The sequence below is a fragment of the Solibaculum intestinale genome, assembly GCF_040096205.1.
GTDB classification, from domain to species: Bacteria; Bacillota; Clostridia; order Oscillospirales; family Acutalibacteraceae; genus Solibaculum_A; species Solibaculum_A intestinale.
In genome coordinates this window covers 91,485-112,869 of the sequence record NZ_JBBMFD010000002.1, presented here as the reverse complement: position 1 = coordinate 112,869, position 21,385 = coordinate 91,485, and the positions used below count along the sequence as shown (strand labels likewise).

Annotated in this window: 23 protein-coding genes and 1 tRNA gene; 9 read left to right on the top strand and 15 right to left on the bottom strand. The window is 55.9% G+C overall.

Features of this window, described 5'->3' with window-relative positions; translation table 11 throughout:
• Positions 1 to 9: 9 nt before the first annotated feature.
• The 6 genes from WMO26_RS02720 to WMO26_RS02695 all read right to left on the bottom strand — a co-directional run bounded on the left by WMO26_RS02720 (position 10) and on the right by WMO26_RS02695 (position 5,393).
• Positions 10 to 1,269: a BaiN/RdsA family NAD(P)/FAD-dependent oxidoreductase gene (locus WMO26_RS02720; RefSeq protein WP_349217997.1), complete on the bottom strand. Its 1,260-nt coding sequence runs from the start codon at positions 1,267 to 1,269 to the stop codon at positions 10 to 12.
• Positions 1,270 to 1,310: 41 nt separating this feature from the next.
• Entirely contained in the window at positions 1,311 to 2,168 is an 858-nt protein-coding gene (locus tag WMO26_RS02715) for a MurR/RpiR family transcriptional regulator (protein WP_349217996.1), read from the bottom strand.
• A gap of 131 nt (positions 2,169 to 2,299) precedes the next feature.
• Positions 2,300 to 2,878, bottom strand: coding sequence for a flavodoxin family protein (locus WMO26_RS02710; RefSeq protein ID WP_349217995.1), 579 nt, complete (start codon positions 2,876 to 2,878; stop codon positions 2,300 to 2,302).
• Positions 2,875 to 3,948 (bottom strand): aspartate carbamoyltransferase, encoded by a 1,074-nt coding sequence (pyrB, locus tag WMO26_RS02705; RefSeq protein WP_349217994.1) that lies wholly within the window; start codon positions 3,946 to 3,948, stop codon positions 2,875 to 2,877. The genes WMO26_RS02710 and pyrB overlap by 4 nt, the downstream gene beginning before the upstream one ends.
• Positions 3,949 to 4,286: 338 nt before the next feature.
• The gene (locus WMO26_RS02700; RefSeq protein WP_349217993.1) at positions 4,287 to 4,493 is read right to left on the bottom strand and encodes an alpha/beta-type small acid-soluble spore protein; all 207 of its coding nucleotides are present in this window, start codon (positions 4,491 to 4,493) and stop codon (positions 4,287 to 4,289) included.
• Between the two features lie 120 nt (positions 4,494 to 4,613).
• Positions 4,614 to 5,393, bottom strand: coding sequence for an HAD-IIA family hydrolase (locus WMO26_RS02695; RefSeq protein ID WP_349217992.1), 780 nt, complete (start codon positions 5,391 to 5,393; stop codon positions 4,614 to 4,616).
• Positions 5,394 to 5,651: 258 nt separating this feature from the next.
• Between WMO26_RS02695 and WMO26_RS02690 the strand changes: the two genes are divergently transcribed.
• The 3 genes from WMO26_RS02690 (at position 5,652) to WMO26_RS02680 (ending at position 9,026) form a co-directional block, all read left to right on the top strand.
• Entirely contained in the window at positions 5,652 to 6,482 is an 831-nt protein-coding gene (locus WMO26_RS02690) for a DUF6612 family protein (RefSeq protein ID WP_349217991.1), read from the top strand.
• A gap of 300 nt (positions 6,483 to 6,782) precedes the next feature.
• A complete protein-coding gene (locus WMO26_RS02685; RefSeq protein ID WP_349217990.1) occupies positions 6,783 to 7,331 on the top strand; it encodes a helix-turn-helix domain-containing protein in 549 nt (182 codons plus the stop codon).
• A 15-nt stretch (positions 7,332 to 7,346) separates the two neighbouring features.
• Positions 7,347 to 9,026: an AMP-binding protein gene (locus WMO26_RS02680; protein ID WP_349217989.1), complete on the top strand. Its 1,680-nt coding sequence runs from the start codon at positions 7,347 to 7,349 to the stop codon at positions 9,024 to 9,026.
• A 117-nt stretch (positions 9,027 to 9,143) separates the two neighbouring features.
• Here WMO26_RS02680 and WMO26_RS02675 read toward each other — a convergent pair whose 3' ends face one another.
• From WMO26_RS02675 to WMO26_RS02645, 7 genes are all read right to left on the bottom strand, one after another.
• Positions 9,144 to 10,436 carry an FUSC family protein gene (locus WMO26_RS02675; RefSeq protein WP_349217988.1) on the bottom strand — a complete coding sequence of 431 codons (1,293 nt, stop codon included), beginning with the start codon at positions 10,434 to 10,436 and terminating at the stop codon, positions 9,144 to 9,146.
• Positions 10,433 to 11,032 (bottom strand): DUF2726 domain-containing protein, encoded by a 600-nt coding sequence (locus tag WMO26_RS02670; protein ID WP_349217987.1) that lies wholly within the window; start codon positions 11,030 to 11,032, stop codon positions 10,433 to 10,435. The genes WMO26_RS02675 and WMO26_RS02670 overlap by 4 nt, the downstream gene beginning before the upstream one ends.
• Positions 11,033 to 11,372: 340 nt before the next feature.
• Positions 11,373 to 12,095, bottom strand: coding sequence for a PHP domain-containing protein (locus WMO26_RS02665; protein ID WP_349217986.1), 723 nt, complete (start codon positions 12,093 to 12,095; stop codon positions 11,373 to 11,375).
• On the bottom strand, positions 12,092 to 12,424 hold the full coding sequence (locus tag WMO26_RS02660; protein WP_349217985.1) for a DRTGG domain-containing protein: 333 nt from the start codon (positions 12,422 to 12,424) through the stop codon (positions 12,092 to 12,094). The genes WMO26_RS02665 and WMO26_RS02660 overlap by 4 nt, the downstream gene beginning before the upstream one ends.
• On the bottom strand, positions 12,421 to 13,743 hold the full coding sequence (locus WMO26_RS02655) for a [Fe-Fe] hydrogenase large subunit C-terminal domain-containing protein (RefSeq protein WP_349217984.1): 1,323 nt from the start codon (positions 13,741 to 13,743) through the stop codon (positions 12,421 to 12,423). Before WMO26_RS02655 ends, WMO26_RS02660 begins: the two co-directional genes overlap by 4 nt.
• A gap of 34 nt (positions 13,744 to 13,777) precedes the next feature.
• Positions 13,778 to 14,203, bottom strand: coding sequence for an ATP-binding protein (locus tag WMO26_RS02650; RefSeq protein WP_349217983.1), 426 nt, complete (start codon positions 14,201 to 14,203; stop codon positions 13,778 to 13,780).
• The gene (locus tag WMO26_RS02645) at positions 14,200 to 14,556 is read right to left on the bottom strand and encodes a DRTGG domain-containing protein (protein WP_349217982.1); all 357 of its coding nucleotides are present in this window, start codon (positions 14,554 to 14,556) and stop codon (positions 14,200 to 14,202) included. The genes WMO26_RS02650 and WMO26_RS02645 overlap by 4 nt, the downstream gene beginning before the upstream one ends.
• Before the next feature lie 380 nt (positions 14,557 to 14,936).
• On the opposite strand from WMO26_RS02645, the gene serC reads away from it, so the two are divergent.
• From serC to WMO26_RS02630, 3 genes are all read left to right on the top strand, one after another.
• Entirely contained in the window at positions 14,937 to 16,022 is a 1,086-nt protein-coding gene (serC, locus tag WMO26_RS02640) for a 3-phosphoserine/phosphohydroxythreonine transaminase (protein ID WP_349217981.1), read from the top strand.
• A 44-nt stretch (positions 16,023 to 16,066) separates the two neighbouring features.
• Complete coding sequence (locus WMO26_RS02635) at positions 16,067 to 17,230, top strand: 3-phosphoglycerate dehydrogenase family protein (protein ID WP_349217980.1); 1,164 nt, start codon at positions 16,067 to 16,069, stop codon at positions 17,228 to 17,230.
• Positions 17,231 to 17,465: 235 nt separating this feature from the next.
• Entirely contained in the window at positions 17,466 to 17,864 is a 399-nt protein-coding gene (locus WMO26_RS02630; protein WP_349217979.1) for an ASCH domain-containing protein, read from the top strand.
• A gap of 27 nt (positions 17,865 to 17,891) precedes the next feature.
• Here WMO26_RS02630 and WMO26_RS02625 read toward each other — a convergent pair whose 3' ends face one another.
• Positions 17,892 to 18,341 carry an EamA family transporter gene (locus WMO26_RS02625; RefSeq protein ID WP_349217978.1) on the bottom strand — a complete coding sequence of 150 codons (450 nt, stop codon included), beginning with the start codon at positions 18,339 to 18,341 and terminating at the stop codon, positions 17,892 to 17,894.
• A 165-nt stretch (positions 18,342 to 18,506) separates the two neighbouring features.
• Between WMO26_RS02625 and WMO26_RS02620 the strand changes: the two genes are divergently transcribed.
• Both WMO26_RS02620 and WMO26_RS02615 read left to right on the top strand, forming a co-directional pair.
• Positions 18,507 to 19,034: a ComEA family DNA-binding protein gene (locus WMO26_RS02620; RefSeq protein ID WP_349217977.1), complete on the top strand. Its 528-nt coding sequence runs from the start codon at positions 18,507 to 18,509 to the stop codon at positions 19,032 to 19,034.
• 84 nt (positions 19,035 to 19,118) lie between these two features.
• A tRNA-Ser gene (locus WMO26_RS02615) sits at positions 19,119 to 19,206 on the top strand.
• A gap of 173 nt (positions 19,207 to 19,379) precedes the next feature.
• On the opposite strand, the gene WMO26_RS02610 is transcribed toward WMO26_RS02615, so the two are convergent.
• Positions 19,380 to 19,766, bottom strand: coding sequence for an iron chaperone (locus WMO26_RS02610; RefSeq protein WP_349217976.1), 387 nt, complete (start codon positions 19,764 to 19,766; stop codon positions 19,380 to 19,382).
• A gap of 462 nt (positions 19,767 to 20,228) precedes the next feature.
• Between WMO26_RS02610 and WMO26_RS02605 the strand changes: the two genes are divergently transcribed.
• Positions 20,229 to 21,365, top strand: a complete 1,137-nt coding sequence (locus tag WMO26_RS02605) for an aldo/keto reductase (RefSeq protein WP_349217975.1) — start codon at positions 20,229 to 20,231, stop codon at positions 21,363 to 21,365.
• Positions 21,366 to 21,385 lie beyond the last annotated feature (20 nt).

The following is a 21,385-nucleotide window of genomic DNA, read 5'->3' as shown; positions in this document are numbered from 1 at the left end:
GCTCTCTCCTTACTTCGTGGGATTTTTTCCCTTGCGTTCGAGGATTTCCCCGGCCGCCAGACGGCCGGTGGAAAAAGCAATCTGCAAATTGAACCCGCCGGTGTACCCGTCCACGTCCAGCACCTCGCCCGCAAAAAACAGCCCCCGCACCAGCTTGGATTCCATGGTCTTGGGGTTGACTTCTTTGGTATTTATCCCGCCGGAGGTGACGATGGCTTCCTCAATGGGACGAAAGTCCTCGATGGTCACCGTCAGGTTTTTCAAAAGCTCCGCCAGCTGCAGCCGCTGGCCGCGGGTAATCTGGTGCACCTTCTCCTCCGGAGGAATTAAACTCAGCTTTATGATAACCGAAATCAAGCTTTTGGGCAAGAGGTCGCCCAAGGCGTTGGCAAAATCCCGGTTGGAATATTTCTCGAAATCCCGCTGCAGCCGGGCGTCCAGCTGAGGGAGGGTCAAAGCGGGCTTTAAGTCGATGATGACGCTGTACCGCCCCGGCTCCATCTCCCGCATGTGGGAGCTGGCGCTGAGGATCACCGGCCCGGACAGGCCGAAATGGGTAAAAAGCAGCTCGCCGAAATCGTCGTACACCGTGCGGCTTTTACCATTGTCGAACACCCGCACCGCTATGTTCTTCAGCGCAAGGCCCTGGGCCTTTCTGCACCAATCGTTCTTTGCCACCAAAGGCACCAAGGAAGGCTTTAGCTTCGTTATCGTGTGCCCCGCCTGCTTTGCCAGCTGATAGCCGTCGCCGGTGGAGCCGGTCGCCGGGTAGGACAGGCCGCCCGTGCTCACAAGCACCGCGTCCGCATAATATTTCTCTCCGTCCTCGGTCTGCGCCCCGCAGACACCTACCCGGTCAAAAAGCAGCTTCTGGGCCCTGCCCTGCCGGATCTCCCCGCCGTTTTTGGTCACGAACCGGGTCAGCGTATCCACCACATCCACCGCCCGGTCGGATTTTGGAAACACCCGGTTTCCCCGCTCGGTCTTTAAGGGGAGCCCCTCGTTCTCAAAGAACAGCATGGTGTCCTGGGGCGTAAAATTCGCTACCGCGCTGTAAAGAAAGCGGCCGTTCACCGGCACGGCCTTGATGAAATCCTGGGCGTCGCAGTCGTTCGTCACGTTGCACCGGCCCTTGCCGGTAATCATCACTTTTCTGGCCGGGCGCTCGTTTCGCTCGAGCACCAGCGTGCGAAGGCCGCCCTTGGCGCAGGTCCCCGCCGCCATGAGTCCGGCGGCGCCCCCGCCAATGACAATCACATCGTATTCCATTCCAATTCCTCCTCGCTCCAAGGAAACCGCCGCGACCGCGCTCACCGCTTTTCGTATACCTGGTATTCCTCCCACAGCCGTTCGAGCTCCTCGAACGTATCGCTGACCTCCTGCCTGCGGGACATGGCCACCCCGGCGATGACGGCGTTTAATAAGCTAAGCGGCGCTACCAGGGAATCCACAAAAGAAACCATGTCGCTTCGCGCCAGCAGCACCTGCCCGGCCCGCTGGGCCAAAGGCGAACGGCGGGAATCGGTGATGGCGATGACGCGGGCTCCCCGGTCGGCCGCGAAGCGAAGCGCCTTGGTGGCGCGCTTGGAATACCGGGGGAAGCTGATGCCGATGACCGCGTCGCGTTCGCTGATGCGCAGCATCTGCTCAAAAATCGCCGTCTCGCTAGTGGTATCCACATGCACCACGTTATCGAACATCAAATTGAAATAATAACTCAAGAACACCGCCAGCGCCTTCGAGCTCTTGACCCCGATGATGTAGATCCGCCTGGCTCCCGCAATGGTTTCCACCGCCTGGGCGAACTCCTCCCGGGAGGTTTCCTCCATGGTGTGCTTGAGGTTCTCCATGTCCTGGGACAAAACGCTCGAAATGATGTCCTCTGACCCGATGCGGGTATCGGTCACCTCGATGCGCTGCAAGGACGTGAGCTTGGAGCGGATCATTTCCTGCATGGCCTTCTGCAAATGGGGATATCCGTCGAACCCCAGCTCCATGGCAAATCGAACCACCGTCGATTCACTGACTCCAACGGTGGCGCCCAGCTTGGCCGCCGTCATAAAGGCCGCCTTATCGTAATGCTCGGTAATATAAGTTGCAATCCGCCGCTGTCCCTTGGAAAAGGTGGGCGAACGCTGTTCCAGTGTGGTAAGCAAACCGCCGTCCATTCGAACCGCCTCCCTGTCCGCCGGGCCGGCCTTCCTTTGTGGAAAGCCGTACCCCTGATTGGGTTTTTATCCTAAAGAGAAAAAGGCAGCCGCTCCCGCAAAAAACTGTTTTTTGCGAGCCGGTTGCTGCTTTATCGAGATGCAAAAAAAGCGTATCCCGCCTGTTTTGCCGCCAAAAGGGCGGCTTTCTCCCGGTCGGCCGCGTCCGTCTGGTCGGTTCCCACAAAGGGAACGCAGGCGGTCAGGCGGCAGTGAAGCACGCTCATGAGCATGCTGGTCTGCCGTTCCAAAACGTCCGTCCCGCTTTTCTCCACCGAGCCCGCCGCCAGCAAAAGCGCTCCCACCTTCGGCTTCTTCACCGGCGGGCGCATCCCTAATAAAAACCGGCGGCTCCAATAGCACTGCATCCGGTCCACCGCCGCCTTGAGGGGAGCGGGAAAGGAAAGGTTATACACCGGGGTGGCGATCACAATTCCGTGCGCCGTCTCCATCGCTTCGTATACCTCATCCATATCGTCGCGCAGCACGCAGTTGCCGGTCTTCTCGCAGCCGCCGCATCCGTTGCACGGAGCGATTTTCATGGAAAACGCGTCGAACTCCCGCACCCGTGCATCGTCGGGCAGCTCCTTTATAAACGCATCGAACAGCCGGCCTGTGGGCCCGGTTTTCCTGGGCGATCCAAACAGCGCCAAAACCAGTCTTTCGCTCATTCCACCAGCATCCGTTCGTCGCAGAAGTCGCAAGTGAGCATGTCCCCGCCGCCGGAGAAAAGCCTGGGCAGATATGCTTCCTGCCCGGTGATGCAGTTGGGGTTCTGACAGCGATGGTCATGGGTGGATTTGGGACATGGCTCCAGCCGGCGCTCGCTCCCTTCCAACATGGTAAGAATCAGCGCCATGCGGGCGTACATACCGTATTCCGTCTGCTCAAAATAGATCGCACGGGGGTCGTCGTCCACCTCCACGGTGATTTCGTCCACCCGGGGCAGAGGATGGAGAACACGCAGGCTTTTCTTTCCCTTTTTGAGCTTGCGCTGGTCAAGCACATAGACCCCCTTCTGCTGTTCGTACTCCTGGGCCGAGGAAAACCGCTCCCGCTGGATGCGGGTCATGTACAGCACGTCGAGAAGGGGCATAGCCTCCTCGAGGGTAGGCAGCTCCGTGTATTGGACGCCGCGGGCGTCCATATAATCCTTCAAATAGCTGGGAATTCCCAGCTGGGGAGTGGAAATGAGCACAAAGGAATTGCCCGGATACCGGGACATCTGCTTGATCAGGGAATGGACCGTGCGTCCGTTTTTCAGGTCTCCGCAGCAGCCGATGCACAAATCGGTCAGCCGTCCGGTTTCCTCGTTGAGGGTGACCAAATCGGTGAGGGTCTGGGTGGGATGCAGGTGCCCGCCGTCCCCGGCGTTGACCACCGGCACCCGGGAATACAAAGACGCAGCCTTGGCGGCGCCCGCCTTGGGATGACGCATGACAAGGATGTCGCTGTAGCCGCTGACCACCCGGACCGTGTCCTTTAAGCTCTCCCCTTTGGCAACCGAGGAGCTGTTGGGGTCGTCAAACCCGATGATGCGCCCGCCCAGCCGCAGCATCGCCGCCTGGAAGGACATTTGGGTGCGGGTGGAGGGCTCATAAAATAAGGTGGCCATGATTTTCCCATGACAGGTTTCCGCAAACCGCCCCGGCACCCGGCGGATTTCCCCCGCCAGGTTCAAAAGCTCGGACAGCTCTGCCTGGGACATGCTGCTCAGATCGATCAAATGTCTGTTTGTCAAGACCGCTCACCTCAAATTTCATTTTCGACGTCTGCCGTACTTTGCCCCCTGTCTTTTGTTTTTGGGCGCAAATCCGCCAACAAACGTCCTTTTTCACCCCATATTTCCAATATCATAGCATTTTCTCACGTTTCTAGCAAGACCAAATTATGAAGCGGCGCCTTTTTCTCCCTGCAAGGAAAGTGATTTTTTATTCACAAAATCGTTTCTTGCGATGCGGACGTTCTATGTTTCGGCCCGTAGTACGGCAAGGCAAAAAAACGGCGGGGACAACACCAGATTGTCCCCGCGCATTTATTTCGGATTCATGAGAATCCTAGATTTCAGAAAACAGCAGGTTAGCCGTTGTTCTTAATGCCATCCTCGTAAGCCTTGATCATTTTCTTGACCATCTGGCCGCCGACGGAACCAGCCTGACGGGAGGTCAGGTCGCCGTTGTAACCCTGCTTCAGGTTAACGCCCACTTCGCTGGCGGATTCCATTTTAAACTTGTTGAGGGCCTCGCGGCACTCCGGCACTACTAAATGATTAGAACGGTTAGACATAATCGTAATACACTCCTTAACTTGATTTGAAAATTTTCTTTTGCGTTTGCAGTCATAGTGTACGCCGATCGTCCAAAGATATAAGAAGAAATTTTTAGATTTATTGGTAAATATGTGAACTTATAGTTCCCGGGCAATGTCTCCGACTCCATTTAAAATATGCTTGGGCCGGTAGGGGAAGGTGCGGATGGTGTCCCGGTTGGTCACACCGGAAAGAACCAGGATGGTGTCGATCTCCGACTCGATGCCTGCAACGATATCGGTATCCATCCGGTCGCCGATGATGGCAGCGTCCTCCGGTGCGCAGCCCAAAAGCCGCAGACCGGTTTTCATCATCAGAGGATTGGGCTTACCAATATAATAGGCGTTGTACCCGGTCACCATTTCCACCGGGGACATCAGCGCCCGGCAGGCGGGAATGATCCCGTTTTCCACCGGCCCGGACAGGTCGGGGTTGGTGCCGATGAGCTTTGCGCCGCCCCGTACCAGTTCCACTGCCTTGACGATGCTCTCAAAATTATAGCTGCGTGTTTCGCCCACCACCACATAATCGGGATTGACCTCGTTCATGGTGATGCCCGCTTCGTAAAGGGCGTTGAGCAGGCCCGCCGCGCCGATGCAGTAAGCGCTGCAGCCAGGCATCTGGTTGCTCAGAAACTCCGCCGTGGCCAGAGCACTGGTGTAAAAATGGCTTTCGTCCACGTTGAGATTCATCCGGGACAGCTTTTGGGACAGCTCTCTTGGCGTGCGCTCCGAGCTGTTGGTCAAAAACAAAAAGTTTTTATTTTCCCGGTAAAGCCAATCAATAAAATCCGTCACGCCCGGCAGCACCTGGTCGCCGTGGTAGATGACGCCGTCCATATCGCAGAGAAATCCTTTTTTCTCTCTAATTTTGCCCATGCCGCTTTTCTCCATACCGTGCTCCATTCCTCCCATGCCTTTTCCATGGGAATGTTTTTTTCCTTATTATATCGGCCATGGCCGCAAACATCAACCCGTCAAACACACAAACCGCAGCGTTGCCGAAGGATCGCGACTTATGAAAAAAGCACAGTTTTTATGCAGAAACAGGAACTTTTTTTGCTTGTGTCCTGTCCGGTACCCTACTATACTAAAGATACAAATTCGTTCCTTGGAACAGAAAAAAGAGGGGTTACTATGAAAAAGAAACGGTTGGGCCTGCTTTTTCTGGCGCTGGTGCTTTGCCTTTGTATGAGTTCACTCAGCGGCTGCACCCCGGACGTCTATGAACAGTATGTGCAGGCGGCGGCGAAAACCAATGCACTCGGGCAAATGGATGCGGATGTAAACATGGAAATGTCCATGGGTATCGCCGGCTCCACATTTCAAACCACCGTATCCGGTACCATGAAGGCAGATCATTCGGGCGGTTCCCCAGTGATGGACATGGCGCTGAACATGGCGCTGCTGGGTCAATCCATTGATATGCACGTCTATTATGCCGACGGCGTCGCCTATTACGACGCCCAGGGAACCAAATATAAAATGGCGCTTCCCATTGACCAGCTCAAGGAACAAACGGATCAGGTCAGCACCCAGATTCTGCAGTTCGACGAAAGCGCCATTCTGAAATCCATGGCGACGTCCGAGAAAGAGGGCAGCCGGTATCGGGTGACTGTTTCCGCGGACGCGATTCAAAGCTATTTAAAAGACGCTATGGGAAGCACCATGCAAAACAGCGACAGCAGCTCTCCGGTGGACTTGGACGGCATGAACCTGAAATTTTCCGATGTGGACGTGTCCTTCCTCATCGGCAAGGACGGCTACATCCACGAGCAGACTCTCCAGTTCACCTGCACGGCGGACATGGACGCCATGAGCAGCGGCGTCATGACCGGGGAAATGGAAATGACGTATGACGCAACGGTTACCTACAACAACCCGGGCCAGCCGGTGACCATCACCGCGCCCAATCTAAACGAGTATCCCGCTTACGAAGACCTTGCCTCTGACGCGACCCTCAGCTAATGTTTGCTTGGTTCTGCCCCCGACGCTTTGCTGCGCCGGGGGCTTTTTGCCGTTTTCCTTTTGTTTCCCCCCTCGACGGGCAGCGGTATTCCCAATCAATACCGCTGCTGTTTGGCAATAGAAAGCCGTTTTCTCAATCTTCCTTCTTTTTCGGGAAAAATCTGCATGCGGGACCGTTTTTCTCCCATTTCGGCCTTTTAACAAGGGAAAGAATCTGTTATAATAAAAGTTAACCACCGTGGCCGCAACCGCATTGCCGCGGCGTTTGGTAAGTCTAAATTTAAGAAGGGATGTGGTCTTGTGCATGAGGAGCTCAAACAGATTCCCGCAAGAATCCGGGAGCTGCGCGAAATTTTAAACATTGGGGTTTCCGATATGGCCCGTATGGTAGAAGTTCCGCTGGAGACCTATGAGAAATACGAGAGCGGCGAACAGGATATTCCCATCAGCATGCTTTATAAGATCGCGGCGGTGCTCCATACCGACATGACGGTGCTCATCACGGGCGATTCGCCCCGCATGGAGCAGGCGTCGGTGGTGCGCGCCGGCACGGGCGTGGATGTGGAACGGTTCCCAGGCTACGACTTTTCTTCCCTGGCCTACAATTTCAAGGGCCGTGTGATGGAGCCGCTGCTTGTGAACATTGATCCGTCCAAGGAAACGCCGCCTCTGGCCGTTCACGGCGGCCAGGAGTTTAACTATGTACTCAAAGGCACCGTCAAGGTAGCCGTGGGCTCGCGCGAGTATGTTCTGAATGAAGGAGACTGCATCTATTTTGACCCGCAGCTTCCCCATTCCCAAACCGCGGTGGGGGCTCCGGCAACCTTTCTAACGGTAATCCAAGAATAATTGTGGGGAACGAATATGAGTGAATTATTAAAGCGGTACTGTCCTCGTACCGAGTTCAATTCGTATGAGGACTTTTATGAAAACTATACCTGCAATGTCCCGGAGAACTTCAATTTCGCCTATGACATTGTGGACGAATGGGCACGGCTGGACCCGCAAAAGCCAGCGCTGGTGTGGACCAATGACGCAGGGGACATGAAGCGCTTCACCTTCGGGGACATGAAGCGTCACAGCGACCAGGCGGCCAACGTGTTCGCCGCCCATGGCATTAAAAAGGGCGACGTGGTGATGCTCATTTTGAAGCAGCGCCCGGAAGTGTGGATGTGCATGGTGGCTCTGATGAAGCTGGGCGCCAAATGTATCCCCGCCACCTACCAGCTCACGCCCAAGGACATTGTCTATCGCTGCAACCGGGCACAGGTGAAGATGATCGTCTGTGTGGACGACGACGTGGTTCTCGACCATATTAAGAATTCCGTGGACGAATGCGAGACTCTGGAAACCATCGCCACGGTGGGCACTCATCCCCATGAGGGCCTAGTGGACTTCTGCAAGGAGCTCTACGCCGCCAGCGACGTGTTTGCCCGGCCCACCGGAGCCCAGGCCACCCAGAACAGCGATCCCATGCTCATCTATTTTTCCTCCGGCACCACCGGTATGCCCAAGATGGTGTGGCACGACTATGCCTATCCGCTGGGGCACATCGTCACGGCCAAATACTGGCAGTGCGTGCAGGACGGCAAAATCCACATGACCCAGACCGATTCCGGCTGGGCGAAGTTCGCATGGGGTAAGATTTATGGCCAGTGGATTTGCGGCGCCTGCATCGGCGCTTACGACACGGAGAAGTTCAAACCCCACTCCATGCTGGAAGCCATCCAGCGCATTCGGCCCACCACCTTCTGCGCCCCGGCCACCATCTACCGCTTTTTGATCAAAGAAGACCTGTCCGGGTACGATTTCAGCTTTATTAAGCACGCGAGCATCGCGGGCGAGCCGTTAAACCCCGAAGTCTATAAAAAAATCCAGGAGCTCACGGGGCTGGAGCTGCACGAGGGCTTCGGCCAGTCGGAATCCTCCGTGCTGCTGGCAAACTTTCCCTGGATCAAGGTGCGCCCCGGCTCCATGGGCAAGCCCGCGCCTCTTTACGGCATCAAGCTTCTCGACGAGGACGGCAATGAATGTGAGGACGGCGTGACCGGCGCCATCAGCATCACCGGCACGGACAAAAACCATCCCACCGGCCTCTTCCGCGGCTACTGGAAGGACCCGGAGATCACCGAAGCCTGCTGGCACGACGGAGTGTACTGCACCGGCGACATGGCCTGGCGGGACGAGGACGGATATTACTGGTTTGTCGGACGCAACGACGACGTGATCAAATGTTCCGGCTACCGCATCGGTCCGTTCGAGGTGGAAAGCGCGCTTTTAGAGCACCCGTCGGTGCTCGAATGCGCGATCACGGCGGTACCCGACCCCATTCGCGGCCAGATCGTCAAGGCCACGGTGGTGCTGGCCCGGGGCTTTACCCCTTCCGACGCGCTGACAAAAGAGCTTCAGGATCATGTCAAAAAGGTTACCGCTCCTTATAAATATCCCCGCGTGGTGGAATATGTGGACGAGCTTCCCAAAACCATCAGCGGCAAAATCCAGCGAAACGTTATTCGCAGAAACGATATGCAAAAGCAAAACTAATCAAATCAGCAAAAGGCCCGGCAGCGACCAAATCGCTGCCGGGCCTTTTTGATACAAAGAAAGCGGACAGGGCAAACCACAGCGGCCTTTTCCGCGTGCCTTCCCTTGCCGCCGGGCTTATTCAGCCGGCTTCTCCTTTCTTGGCTGATGAAACCGCTTTTCCATCAGCCGCACCGCTTCCTCGGGCTTTGCGGGGAACCGGCTGGGTTCTCCCTTCTCCGTCACGCAGATGCGCTCCCCGTCCCATGCGGCCTGCCAAATCCACCGCAGCCCCTTTTGTTCACACAGCCATTCGGCCGCGTTTTCCACCGTCGCCTGTGCGTGCAGCACAGTGAGGAAGCAAAGGCCTTCGTGGGCCGGGGCGGGGCGCACAAAAACACGGATCTTTTGTGCAAGCTCCGCCTCCTGAAGCCGCCTGCGCAGCCGGGCTGTGTTTTCCCTGGTGTCCAAGGTCACCATGCATAAGGGCGGCGCGTCTTCCGGAGGGGACCCATATACGCTGCTTTGATGGGGAAGAATGCGCTGGGAATGATAGAAGTCCTCTTCCTCGGCGGCAGTAAAATCCCCATGAAAAATGTGCAGCACCTCATGAATCACCGTGTAAACAAAGGGGGTCCGCCCATGCTCGTCAAGAACGGAGAGGACCTTTTCGGCCGCATCCTGGTCGAGAGGGGTCAGATGGGCATAGGTTTTCGTTTTCCCGTCGTACAGCGCCGCACCGGACAGGACGATGACCGGCAGCGTCAGCTCCAACCCTGCACTTGCTTGCAAAAGAGATGCAGGCGTGCGGGATGTGGACAGAGTGACGCCTGCTCCCCGTCCCAGCAGCTGGTTGAGCTTTACTTTGCAGTAAGAGGGCAGCGCCCCGTCTTTTAACAAAGCCGCGTCCTCCGCCACCAGCAGTACCTCCTTGTCCCGCCGCCTAGGCAGGTGAAAGGCGTTTACCCCCAATGACACGGCGATGCCGATGAGGGTATCCACCATACGGTCCACCGCAAACAGGTAAGGGTTCACGTCCGCCCCGTGGGAAACGGTGATGCTCATGAAGACCACGCAGGTGATGTAGGAGGCGGTGGACTTTTTGACCAGCAGCGTCACATAAATCAGCGGGATGATGACCAGGGAAATCACCGTATACTGCAAAACCGGCAGGTCGCGCGGCAGGCAGCTTTGCTCGAAAAGCAGCACCACCATGCCGAATATGCCGCCGATCAAGGTGCCTACCGTCCGGTTGAGAGCCACCTTGATGCTGTTTGACACATAGGGCTGCATACACAGCACCGCCGCGATGGCCGAATAAAAGGGCATTCCCTGCCCCCGCAGCAGATAGACCCCGAAGCACAAAAAGACCGCCACCGCCGACTTGATGATCCGCATACCGATGGGAGGCAGTTTTCGTTTTCCTCTCATTCGCCGTCTTCCCCTTCCTCATCTTCAAACAGAAAGCCCAGGGCCTCTTCAAAATACGCATACGTGTATTCCTTCTCGATGGCCGCGTGCCACAAAGGAAGTCCCGCGTTGTCATACACCCGGTCCACCAGCTTATCCCGCTCTTTGCGCTCGGCCCGCTGATGGGTGCTGTCGTCCAGCTCCACGCCGCATAAGGGGAGAAAGGTCTTGCGGTCACACAGGAGAAAATCCACATGCTTGCGGTTGATGCGGTTAAAGTAGCTCAACGTCTCCTGGCCGGCCGACCGGCTCACCTTGAATACGTCCCGCAGATTTACCTTGGCAAACAGGGCAAGCCTGCCGTCAATATAGGTTTGAAGCGCCAGGAAAAACCTCCGCTCGGCCGGGGTGAGAAAATCCCGGTTCACCTCGTATGGCAGAGTGCGAAGCCCAAGGTCGTAAGCCTCCTCCTCTTCCTGCCTTCGTTCTCGCCGGCGGCGGAAAACCGGCGGCAGGGAAACCAGCAGGATCACCGCCAGTACTCCCAGCAACAGGAAAAAGAAAAGAAGCGGCAGTACGCCGCCGAGTGCGTCCCACCAGAGTTCCAAGGTCTGCATGAATCCGTTTTCCTCCGTTTCAATGGGATACCGGCTTCCAGGGGCGCAAAGCGCCGGCCTTTATCCGTTCTTACACAATTGCCGCGCCCGCCTCGCTTGAACCGGCTGGTCTTACCGAGCTCCTGTAAGCCTTTCGTGCCATCTTATGCCCCATCCCCGCGGCAATCCCAGCCTCTTAGGGATCACAAACGTCCATGAAAAACAAAGCACCGTTGTACCTTTTCCCCAAAAGCCGGTACATGTCTGCATCCGGGCCGGAAATCGGCGATGCGCTTTTCCCCCGGCCGCTCTTCCCAGGCGCTTAGAAAAATCCAGGTAAGAACGCGTTCTTACCTGGATGCTAGCGCTGGGGCTTTTGATTGATTATAGCAATGATTTCCCCCGCCGTCAATCGGGAGACCGGCAGAGCCGGTTTCGCCTCCGGCATCTGTTCGAGATAATGGGCGTCTGAATCCCGCAGCATGTGCATACCTTCCAGAATCGGATGGGCCTTCCAAAGAGCAGGCGCATCTCCCCCGGCGCTCACCTCCGCCGCCGTAAACCTGGCCTCCGGCGGGATTTCCCCCAAGGAAGACAGGATACTGAAGCTCTGCCTGTCTATATGGGCCGGGAAGCAGGCGCCGCCCAGGTCCCGCACAAGCCGGACCGCCTCGAGAATGGAGTACCGGCAGGAGTTGACCAGGAGGATCTCCTCCTCTCCCACCTGCTCGTCGTTTTCATTTAATATCCGCTGAGGGCCGAACACCTCCGGGCGGTTTCGAATAGGCGGCATGGCCTCGCGCACCAGCTTTGACAGGGCAAGGGCACGTTCCAGGTCGGGCAGCAGGCAGACCATATGCACGTCCTCCGCCGTCTGCAGTTCCATCCCCGGGATCACCAGGACTCCCGCCCGCTCTCCCACCTTCATGGCCGCCTCGCAGTTAAGGCAGGAATTGTGGTCTGTCAGAGCGATCACATCGTATCCCTGCAAGGCCGCCATGTTCACCAGGTTATTGGGCGTCATGTCCTCGTCGCCGCAGGGGGAAAGAACCGAGTGAATGTGAAAATCGTATTTCGCGTTCATGAAAGCAGCTTTCCGATGGCTACCGCCAGATCATAAGTGGACCGGTCGCTTTGCAGCACCGTCACCCCTTCCTCCTCGGCCTTTTGCCGGGCGTCCTCGTCCAGGGCCGCGTTTTCCGACAGCAGGATGCACGACACGTCGGCCAGCACCGCCACCGCGATGGCGTTTAAGTTTCCCATCACCGTGATCCACACGTCGTCCGCCTTGGCCCGGCCCATTACCCAGCTGAGCAAATCGCCGCAGTAGCCGCCCGCCACCAGGCGCTCCATGCTCTGCCTTCCTGCCAGCACCTTCAAATTCAAAACCGTTGTCATCTGCGCCACCGTCATGGTTCGTTCTCCTCTCCGCCCGGCTCCCGGTTTTTTGGCAAATAGCCTTCCATTTCAATCAGCTGGTCGGCGATGCGCTGGATTTTTTCCCGCATTTTAAAGATGCAGTCGCTTTCCTTCGCCTCTCCCAGCACAATGTCCTCCGCCAGCGCCCGGCAGGAGGGCGCCCCACAGGAACCGCAGTCAAGCCCCGGCAGCCGGTCGGTGATCTCCTCCACCATGCTCATGCGCTTCATGGCTTCCTCGATGTTGTCCGCCAGGTTGAGAACCGGCGCAAACTCCAGCTCGCCGGTCCACTTCATCTCCGCGGGCACCTGCTTTCCCGGCAGATGGTTGCAGGACACCGGCAGGTATTTGCGCAGCCGCTGGATGCGCGCCTGGGCCACGTAAGGGTTTTCCACCGTGAATATACCGCCCACGCAGCCGCCTGGGCAGGCGTTGAGCTCGATGAAATCCAGCTCGCTTAAGCGTTCGTCCTCCAGGTCCTCCAACACCTTGATGACGTTTTCAATACCGTCGGCGGCCAGATGCTTTTCGTTTAACAAGGCCGCCGCCTCGCCGCCGATGCCGGCCCAGCTGACCCCGATGATGCCGGAGTTGGAAATGGCCTCCGGCTCCTCCACCTTGTTCATGCAGCCCACCAGCTGCGGGTAAATCTCGCTGATGGCGACGGCCCCGTCCACCGACGACGCCTCGATGCCGATAGGCACCTTGATGTCGGTCACCTTGGCCGCGCAGGGGGTGATGAAAAAAATCCCGATGTCTTCCGAAGGAAGGCCGGTTTTCTCCATGGCTTCCTTGCGGGCTAAGCGCGCCGCCGTCTCCATGGGCGCCCGCAGCGGCAGCACATGGGCGCACAAATCCGGGAACCGCACCCGGATCAGGCGCACGATGGCAGGACACGCCGAACTGATGACCGGCTTTAGGAGCGTCCCCTGTGCCATCAGCCGGCGGGTGGCGTCGGACACCATTTCCGCCCCTCTGGACACCTCGAACACCTCGTCAAAGCCCACCCGCTTAAGCCCGGTGAGCACAATGTCAATGATGTCCAGATTGTTAAACTGCCCGTATAGCGCCGGGGCGGGCAAGGCGATTTTATACTTGTATGCTTTGATGATGTCCATGGGGTCGGACTTTGCCTTTTTCGCATGGTAAGGACACACCCGGATGCACACCGAGCAGTCGATGCACCGTTCGGGGGTGATGACCGCCTTTCCGTTTCGCACCCGGATGGCTTCGGTGGGACAGCGCTTGATGCAGTTGGTACAGCCCTTGCATTTCTCTTTATCCAATGTCACCGAATGAAAAAATCGATCCATCGGAATCACCTCGTTTCTCTGGAAAAGGCCCCGCTTACTGGACGAGGATCACCATAAACACCTTCGTCCCTTTGCCGATTTCGGTTTCAATGCGCATTTCGTCGGTGTATTTCTTGATATTGGGCAGACCCATGCCCGCGCCGAACCCTAAAGAACGTACATGGTCGGGGGCGGTGGACCACCCTTCCTTCATAGCAAGCTCCACGTCCGGGATGCCCGGGCCATGGTCGGTGAGCACAATGCTGATTTTTTCCGGCACGATTTCCACGTCCGCCTCGCCGCCGCCCGCGTGGATGACCATGTTGATCTCCCCTTCGTACATGGCGATGGCCACCCGCCGGATGGCGGACGGATTGAAGCCCATTTGTTTTAATTTGCGCTTGACTGCGCCGGACGCCTCCCCTGCCCGGGTAAAGTCGTCCCCTGGAACATCATAATGCAGGTGTAACGCTTGGCTCATTCCTTTTCGCAGCCTCCCCTCAGCCCCCTCTGGTAGAGACGGCCGCAGGCGGTGAACATGCGAAACCGCGTTTTGAGCAGTACGATGTCCCGCTCCTTGGCAAGTTCGATAATGGAATCGTCCGGCACTTTGCCGCGTACAAATACAATACAGTGCATCTCCATCATGTCCGCCGTGCGTACCACCTGTGGGTTGACCAGCCCCGTCAGCAGCACCGACTGGTCCTTGACAAAGGCCAGCACGTCGCTCATCATATCGCTGCCGCAGGCGGTGTGCACCTCGGCGTCAAGCCCCGTCTCGCTGGCCCAAATAATGTCGGCCTCCAGGATTTCCATAATATCGCGAACGTTCATACAGCTTCCTCCCATTTCAGTTGCCTTGGACAAAATCGGTCGCCGGGTTCTTATGCCGACCAGCGGCAGCATACCGCACAAATATTGCCATCCAGTTCCCATATAAGTGTATTCATTATACCATTACTCCCAGCTTTATGCAAACCCTATTCCCGCCTTTCACACAAATTCCAATTTTCTTTCTCAAAAATCATAGGCAAATCCTACATCTTTGTTATTTTTGTGACAATAGGTTCAAAAACATTGGAAAATGGATTGACGAAAGATGCCGAAACCGATAAAATGATAAGTAATATCGTTTCGCGCCCGCGACGCCTTTCCTGCGGTATTTTTGGAAACCATCCGAAGACGCGGAACACATCAGTATGGAGGTAATCACCATGAGCAGAGTGTACAATTTTTCGGCAGGGCCTTCCATTCTTCCCGAGAAGGTTCTGGAAACCGCCGCCAGTGAAATGCTCGATTATCAGGGGTCCGGCCAGTCGGTGATGGAAATGTCCCACCGCTCCAAGGTTTACGACAACATTATCAAGACCGCTGAGGCGGATCTGCGTGAAATCATGCAGATTCCGGACAATTATAAGGTGCTGTTTTTACAGGGCGGCGCCTCCTCCCAGTTCGCCATGGTGCCGCTGAACCTGATGAACGGTTCGGGCAAGGCCGATTACGTCATCACCGGCCAGTGGGCCAAGAAGGCGGCGGCGGAGGGTGGCCGTTACGGCAAGGTAAATGTGGTCGCGTCCTCGGCCGACAAGACCTTTTCCTATATTCCGAAGCTCGACCCCTCCACCTTCGATAAAGAGGCGGACTATTTCCACATCTGCATGAACAATACCATTTACGGCACCAAGTATCAAACACTGCCGGAAACCGGCGACGTGCCGCTGGTAGCGGACCTGTCCTCGTGCATTTTGTCTGAACCCGTGGACGTGAGCAAATTCGGCGTCATTTACGCAGGCGCTCAGAAAAACTGCGGTCCGGCCGGCCTTACCATCGTCATCATCCGGGAGGACTTGATTGGGCACGCCAGGGATATTACGCCCACCATGTTCAACTACCAGACCCATGCGGACAACGGCTCCATGTTCAACACCCCGCCCTGCTACGCCATCTACGTGTTCGGCCTGGTGCTCAAATGGCTACGCGACGACGTGGGCGGCTTAGAAAAGATGGCCGAAATCAATCGGAACAAAGCGAAGCTTCTCTACGACTTCCTGGATTCCTCCAAGCTCTTCAAGGGCACCGTGGTCAAGGAAGACCGTTCTTTGATGAACGTTCCCTTTGTTACCGGCAATGAGGAACTGGACGCAAAATTCGTCAAGGAAGCGGCTGCCGCCGGGTTTGTGAACCTCAAGGGCCACCGCTCGGTCGGCGGGATGCGCGCTTCTATCTATAACGCCATGCCCACCGAGGGCGTGGAAAAGCTGGTCGCCTTTATGAAGGAATTTGAAGCGGCCAACGCCTAATGTACATGGCTTTCAAATAATAAGCGAAAGAGATGACGCGAATTATGTATCAAATCAAAACCCTCAATAAAATCGCACCCGCGGGCCTCAATGTCTTGGGCGCCGACTATCACGTTGCTGACACGGTGGAAAACCCGGATGCCATTCTGGTCCGCTCTGCTTCCATGCACGACATGGAGCTGCCCGCCAGCTTAAAAGCCATCGCCCGCGCGGGCGCCGGCGTCAACAACATTCCGGTGGACAAATGTGCCGAAGCGGGCATCGTGGTTTTCAACACCCCCGGCGCCAATGCCAACGCTGTCAAAGAACTGGTCATCGCCGGTATGCTCATTTCCTCCCGCCGAGTGATTCCCGCCATCGAGTGGGCCAAAACCCTGTCCGGCAAAGGCGACGAAGTCGGCAAGCTGGTGGAAAAAGGCAAGAGCGCCTTTGTGGGCCCGGAAATCTCCCACAAGCGGCTGGGCGTCATCGGCCTGGGCGCCATCGGCGTGCTGGTAGCAAACGCCGCGGTTTCCCTGGGGATGGAGGTTTACGGCTACGATCCCTACCTGTCTGTAGACGCCGCCTGGGGCCTTTCCAGCGAAATCATCCACGCCAAGAGCCTGAGCGAAATCTATCAGAACTGCGATTATATCACCCTGCACGTTCCGCTGACGCCCGACACCAAGAACTGCATCAATGCCGAAGCCATCGCTTCCATGAAGCAGGATGTCCGCATTCTGAACTTCGCCCGGGGCGGCCTGGTGGACGAGGATGCGGTTCTGAAGGCGCTGGAGGAAAAGAAGGTGGCGGCGTATGTGACCGACTTCCCCAGCGATAAGGTTATCGGCAAGGAAGGGGTCATCGCCATCCCCCATCTGGGCGCTTCCACTCCCGAGTCGGAAGAGAACTGCGCTTATATGGCGGCCCGCCAGGTGAAGGACTTCCTGGAAAACGGCAACATTAAGAATTCGGTCAATTTCCCCAACGTGGATATGCCCCGCACCCCCGGCTGCTGCCGCATCTGCATCATCCACCGCAATCTGCCCAAAGTGCTCAGCCCCATGACTGACGCCATCTCCCAGGCCGGCTTCAACATTGAGAACATGCACAGCAAGTCCAAGAAGGACTATGCCTACACCATCCTGGACATTTCGGCGGCTGCTTGCGACAAGGCCATCGAAAACATCCGCTCCATTGATGCAGTTATCCGCCTGTGGGTCATCTAAGGATTCCGCTTATTCATAATGAGCTCCGGCTTATCGCCGGAGCTCATTTTTCTTCAGATATGGATCATCCAGGCAAAACCAGGCGAACATCCCCCGGGAATCCCCCGGTAAAACACGCTTCCCGTTTGCCTTCACGGGTCCGCCCTTTCGGCAGACCTAGCCCCGCTTTTCCAACGCAGCCGCATCTGGTGTCCTATTCTTTTCGTTTTCCCCGCCCAGGAAAGGAAGGTCTGTCATGAAAGCCATCTCCATTCATCCACGCTTTGCGATGGAAATTGCTTGCAAAAGAAAAACCATCGAATGCCGCACCTGGCAGACCCGTTACCGGGGCGAGCTTCTAATCTGCGCGAGTGCCAGGCGGGAGCCGGGATGTATTGCAGGGCACGCCCTTGCCGTGTGCACGCTTGCCTCCATCCTCCCCTTTGCCCAGGCGCATCTGGGCCCGGCTGGAATGGACGAAATGCCCTCCCGCCCTTCCTATGCCTGGATGCTGGAAGCCATCCGCCCCATTCGCCCGGTTCCCGTGAAGGGACAGCTGGGGCTGTTCAGTGCGCAGATCGAACCGGTATTCCTGCCAAAAAGCATTACCATGGAGGAACTCCTTGCGGTTCTCGCTCCTTTCTGTGACCGATAAAATGCTTTACCGGCCGGAAGCTTGGTCCTACAAAAAGCCGCCTATCATGAATAGGCGGCTTTTCTCCTTTATAAAAACCAGGACCAAGGTTCCCATCCCGATCAAAATCATCCCCAGGATAGACTTGACACCGACCTGCTCGTGCAGGAAGACAAAAGCTATGACAATGGTAAACACCACGCTGAGCTTGTCGATGGGCACCACCTTGGATACGTCCCCCAGCTGGATGGCGCGAAAGTAGCAAAGCCAGGAAAGCCCGGTCGCCGCGCCGGACAGAATTAAGAACAGCATGCTGCGATGAGAGATATCCTTCATCCCGGTATGAGAACCCGTAAAGAAAACGATTCCCCATGCCATCACCAAAATAACGATGGTGCGGATAGCTGTGGCCAGATTGGAATTGACCCCGTCGATGCCGATTTTGGCCAGGATCGCCGGCGCCGCAAAAAGCGCGGACAAAAGCCATAAACCGCCCACATTCTGCATCCCTCCCGTTGTATTATAACAGCTTTTTTCTTTGGTCAATCGCAACATTTCTCAGTTGCTCTCCGGTCGGTTGTGATATATCTTCACTCAATAAAATAAATTTGAAAAACGTGATATAATATCACCAGAAAATGTTTCCCGAGGGAGGAATACACGATGGAGTCGAAATCTTCTCATGAGATTTACTTGATTGTAATTGCCTCCGTTCTGGCTGCGGTCATAATCGGATATAACACGCTGCTGGCCCCAAAAGTAACCGGGATCGGCGTCGTCTACCAAAACTATGATTCTTCTCAGGAGGCGTCTCAGTCCGCCGCCGTCGGTTTCGAGCCGGAAAGCAGCTCGGAGGCTTCTCCTTCCGATGTCGTTTCATCCTCTCCTTCGGAGGAACCCACTTTAACCAACAGTTTCTCCAATCGGACGGACCCGGTTTCCTCCGCCGCCTCCCAGCCCAGTGCCTTCTCCAGTACCACTCCTGCAGCACCCACTCCCAGCGTTGTCAACATCAATACTGCTACTGCCGCACAGCTGGAAACCCTTCCTGGAATCGGAGAAGTAAAAGCGCAAGCGATTATTGCTTACCGGGAAACTTACGGCCCCTTTCGCTCGGTGAATGAACTGACGCTGGTCAAAGGCATTGGGGAGAAAACCCTGCAAAAGCTTTTGCCCTACATATGTGTTTGAGAAACGCAGAATTTATTTGACTTTTTCTTCATACTCTGCTAGAATACCGTAGTGTTCCCTTTCCATCAATATCCTTGATCATCGGGAGAGTTGTCCGAGTGGTCGAAGGTGCAGCACTCGAAATGCTGTAGACCGAAAGGTCTCCAGGGTTCGAATCCCTGACTCTCCGCCAGCGGCAAAGTGCCGCAGACAAATTGCGCATCCCATTTTATGGGGTGCGCTTTGTTTTTCACCTGTGCTGAAATAGGGCGTCCATTTTTGTAACGCAGACCCAAAACGCAAGGAATCTATGGAAATGTGCCAATAGGTTCCTTGCGCTTTTTGCATGGTAACGGCATATCTTTCCTATTTGTTTTCCTTGCGCCAAAAGGTCGGGCAGTCCGCCTTCGCTGTTCGGTTAAACGCGATGATTCTCGCAAGCAGTGCGTAGTTTACGGGCCTGTCCCATCCAATTCGAAACAGCATTTTGCTCGATTCATAACCGGACCTTTGGATCTCATTCGCAAACCGGCGGATTCCTTCCTGCTCCGGAGAAACGGCCAAATGCTTTTTGGATACGCTGAATCCAATGATATAGGTGCCGTGCTCAGTAAACATCGGCTGGTTCCACTTTATACAGGGAACCAGCGTCTCAAACGTATCCGCCACCCACTGGAGGATTTCTCCTGTCCGCCTCTGATTCTGTGGATTGTCTATTTGCGCCAGAAATGCCGCGAAAACATCCGTTCTCACAATTGCCCTCCCCGTGCCGTATGCCCTTTCGTTTAACCCTCATACGCCCTTTGCTTTCTGCTCTACAAATCAATTCCGACCAGCCGGGAATACACTCACGGCGCGCTTGGTGCACTCGGGATTGACGCAAAAAGCGCCGGCGACCCGATGCACCGTAACCTGCTGGACGTCCTGACAGGACCCATACTTCCGGGCGGTTCCCAACGCATCCAATCCACCCGTATTCCATCTACTTCTTTTCCTTTCCGAATAGATCGGCCCTCCGGCTTAGTATGTCCAAAAACCACACTTTCTTTGATAAAAGAAGGTGATCGGAAAATCCGCTCCAAACCGCAAGGGCACTTTCCTAAAAACGCATAAAAACTCCGATGATTGCTCTTGACTTAGAGCGCACTCCAAGGTGTATGGTTAATCGCAAGTAATATTTATGCATGCCACCTCACCTGAAAGGAGAATCCCAGCATGGTCTATCAGCCATTTCAAGACAAAAAGATATCTGCTCTGGGTATGGGCGCCATGCGCCTGCCGGTCATGAGCGACAACTACGCACAAATTGACGAAGAGGCCACAAAAAAGATGGTCTCCTATGCCATGGAAAAGGGAGTCAACTACTACGATACCGCCTGGGGGTATCACGACGGTCGTTCCGAAGTGGTTCTGGGTAAAGCTCTGCGCCCATATCCCCGAGGAAGCTACTATCTGGCGGATAAATTTCCCGGGTATGACCTTTCCAACATGGATAAGGTCAAGCCCATTTTTGAGGAACAGCTGGCCCGCTGCGGAGTGGATTATTTTGACTTCTACTTATTTCACAATGTCTGCGAAATGAACATTGACGCTTACCTGGATGAGAAATACGGCATTGATTCCTATTTAGCGGGGCAAAAGAAGGCGGGGCGCATCCGTCACCTGGGTTTTTCCGCCCATGGAAGCATAGCGGTAATGAAACGCTTTCTCGAAGCCTATGGCGAGCAGATGGAGTTTTGCCAAATTCAGCTCAATTATTTGGACTGGACCTTCCAGGACGCAAAGGCCAAGGTGGAGCTGCTGGAGGAATACCGGATTCCCGTGTGGGTTATGGAGCCTCTTCGCGGCGGCAAGCTCGCGGCGCTTGGGGAAAAGGACACTGCGGCGCTCAAAATGCTGCGCCCCGATGAGGATGTTCCGGCGTGGGCGTTTCGGTTTTTGCAGTCCATCCCAAGCGTAACGGTAATTTTATCCGGTATGTCCAGCTTTGCACAGCTTAAGGACAACATCTGCACCTTTGAAACCGAAAGGCCGCTCACCCGGCGGGAATGGGAGGTTCTGCTGGACATTGCCGGCGGCATGGTCAAAAAGCGCGTGCTTCCCTGCACCGCATGCCGCTACTGTGTAAGTCACTGCCCGCAAGGGTTGGATATTCCTTCTCTGCTCGCCCTTTATAACGAACACCGCTTTACCGAGGGCGGTTTTCTCGCGCCTATGGCGCTGTCCGCCCTGCCGCCGGAAAAGCAGCCAAGCGCCTGTATCGGATGCAGAAGCTGTGAAGCGGTATGTCCTCAACAGATCCAAATTTCCAACGCCATGGCGGACTTTTCCAAAAAGCTGGGCGCATCCTGACATTCGGTCAAAAACGCCAA

Coding starts and splice junctions, on each gene's coding strand:
- WMO26_RS02720 (WP_349217997.1), bottom strand. CDS start 1,269: ATGGAATACGATGTGATTGTCATTGGCGGGGGCGCCGCCGGACTCATG.
- WMO26_RS02715 (WP_349217996.1), bottom strand. CDS start 2,168: ATGGACGGCGGTTTGCTTACCACACTGGAACAGCGTTCGCCCACCTTT.
- WMO26_RS02710 (WP_349217995.1), bottom strand. CDS start 2,878: ATGAGCGAAAGACTGGTTTTGGCGCTGTTTGGATCGCCCAGGAAAACC.
- WMO26_RS02700 (WP_349217993.1), bottom strand. CDS start 4,493: ATGTCTAACCGTTCTAATCATTTAGTAGTGCCGGAGTGCCGCGAGGCC.
- WMO26_RS02695 (WP_349217992.1), bottom strand. CDS start 5,393: ATGGGCAAAATTAGAGAGAAAAAAGGATTTCTCTGCGATATGGACGGC.
- WMO26_RS02690 (WP_349217991.1), top strand. CDS start 5,652: ATGAAAAAGAAACGGTTGGGCCTGCTTTTTCTGGCGCTGGTGCTTTGC.
- WMO26_RS02680 (WP_349217989.1), top strand. CDS start 7,347: ATGAGTGAATTATTAAAGCGGTACTGTCCTCGTACCGAGTTCAATTCG.
- WMO26_RS02675 (WP_349217988.1), bottom strand. CDS start 10,436: ATGAGAGGAAAACGAAAACTGCCTCCCATCGGTATGCGGATCATCAAG.
- WMO26_RS02670 (WP_349217987.1), bottom strand. CDS start 11,032: ATGCAGACCTTGGAACTCTGGTGGGACGCACTCGGCGGCGTACTGCCG.
- WMO26_RS02665 (WP_349217986.1), bottom strand. CDS start 12,095: ATGAACGCGAAATACGATTTTCACATTCACTCGGTTCTTTCCCCCTGC.
- WMO26_RS02660 (WP_349217985.1), bottom strand. CDS start 12,424: ATGACGGTGGCGCAGATGACAACGGTTTTGAATTTGAAGGTGCTGGCA.
- WMO26_RS02655 (WP_349217984.1), bottom strand. CDS start 13,743: ATGGATCGATTTTTTCATTCGGTGACATTGGATAAAGAGAAATGCAAG.
- WMO26_RS02650 (WP_349217983.1), bottom strand. CDS start 14,203: ATGAGCCAAGCGTTACACCTGCATTATGATGTTCCAGGGGACGACTTT.
- WMO26_RS02645 (WP_349217982.1), bottom strand. CDS start 14,556: ATGAACGTTCGCGATATTATGGAAATCCTGGAGGCCGACATTATTTGG.
- serC (WP_349217981.1), top strand. CDS start 14,937: ATGAGCAGAGTGTACAATTTTTCGGCAGGGCCTTCCATTCTTCCCGAG.
- WMO26_RS02635 (WP_349217980.1), top strand. CDS start 16,067: ATGTATCAAATCAAAACCCTCAATAAAATCGCACCCGCGGGCCTCAAT.
- WMO26_RS02630 (WP_349217979.1), top strand. CDS start 17,466: ATGAAAGCCATCTCCATTCATCCACGCTTTGCGATGGAAATTGCTTGC.
- WMO26_RS02620 (WP_349217977.1), top strand. CDS start 18,507: ATGGAGTCGAAATCTTCTCATGAGATTTACTTGATTGTAATTGCCTCC.
- WMO26_RS02605 (WP_349217975.1), top strand. CDS start 20,229: ATGGTCTATCAGCCATTTCAAGACAAAAAGATATCTGCTCTGGGTATG.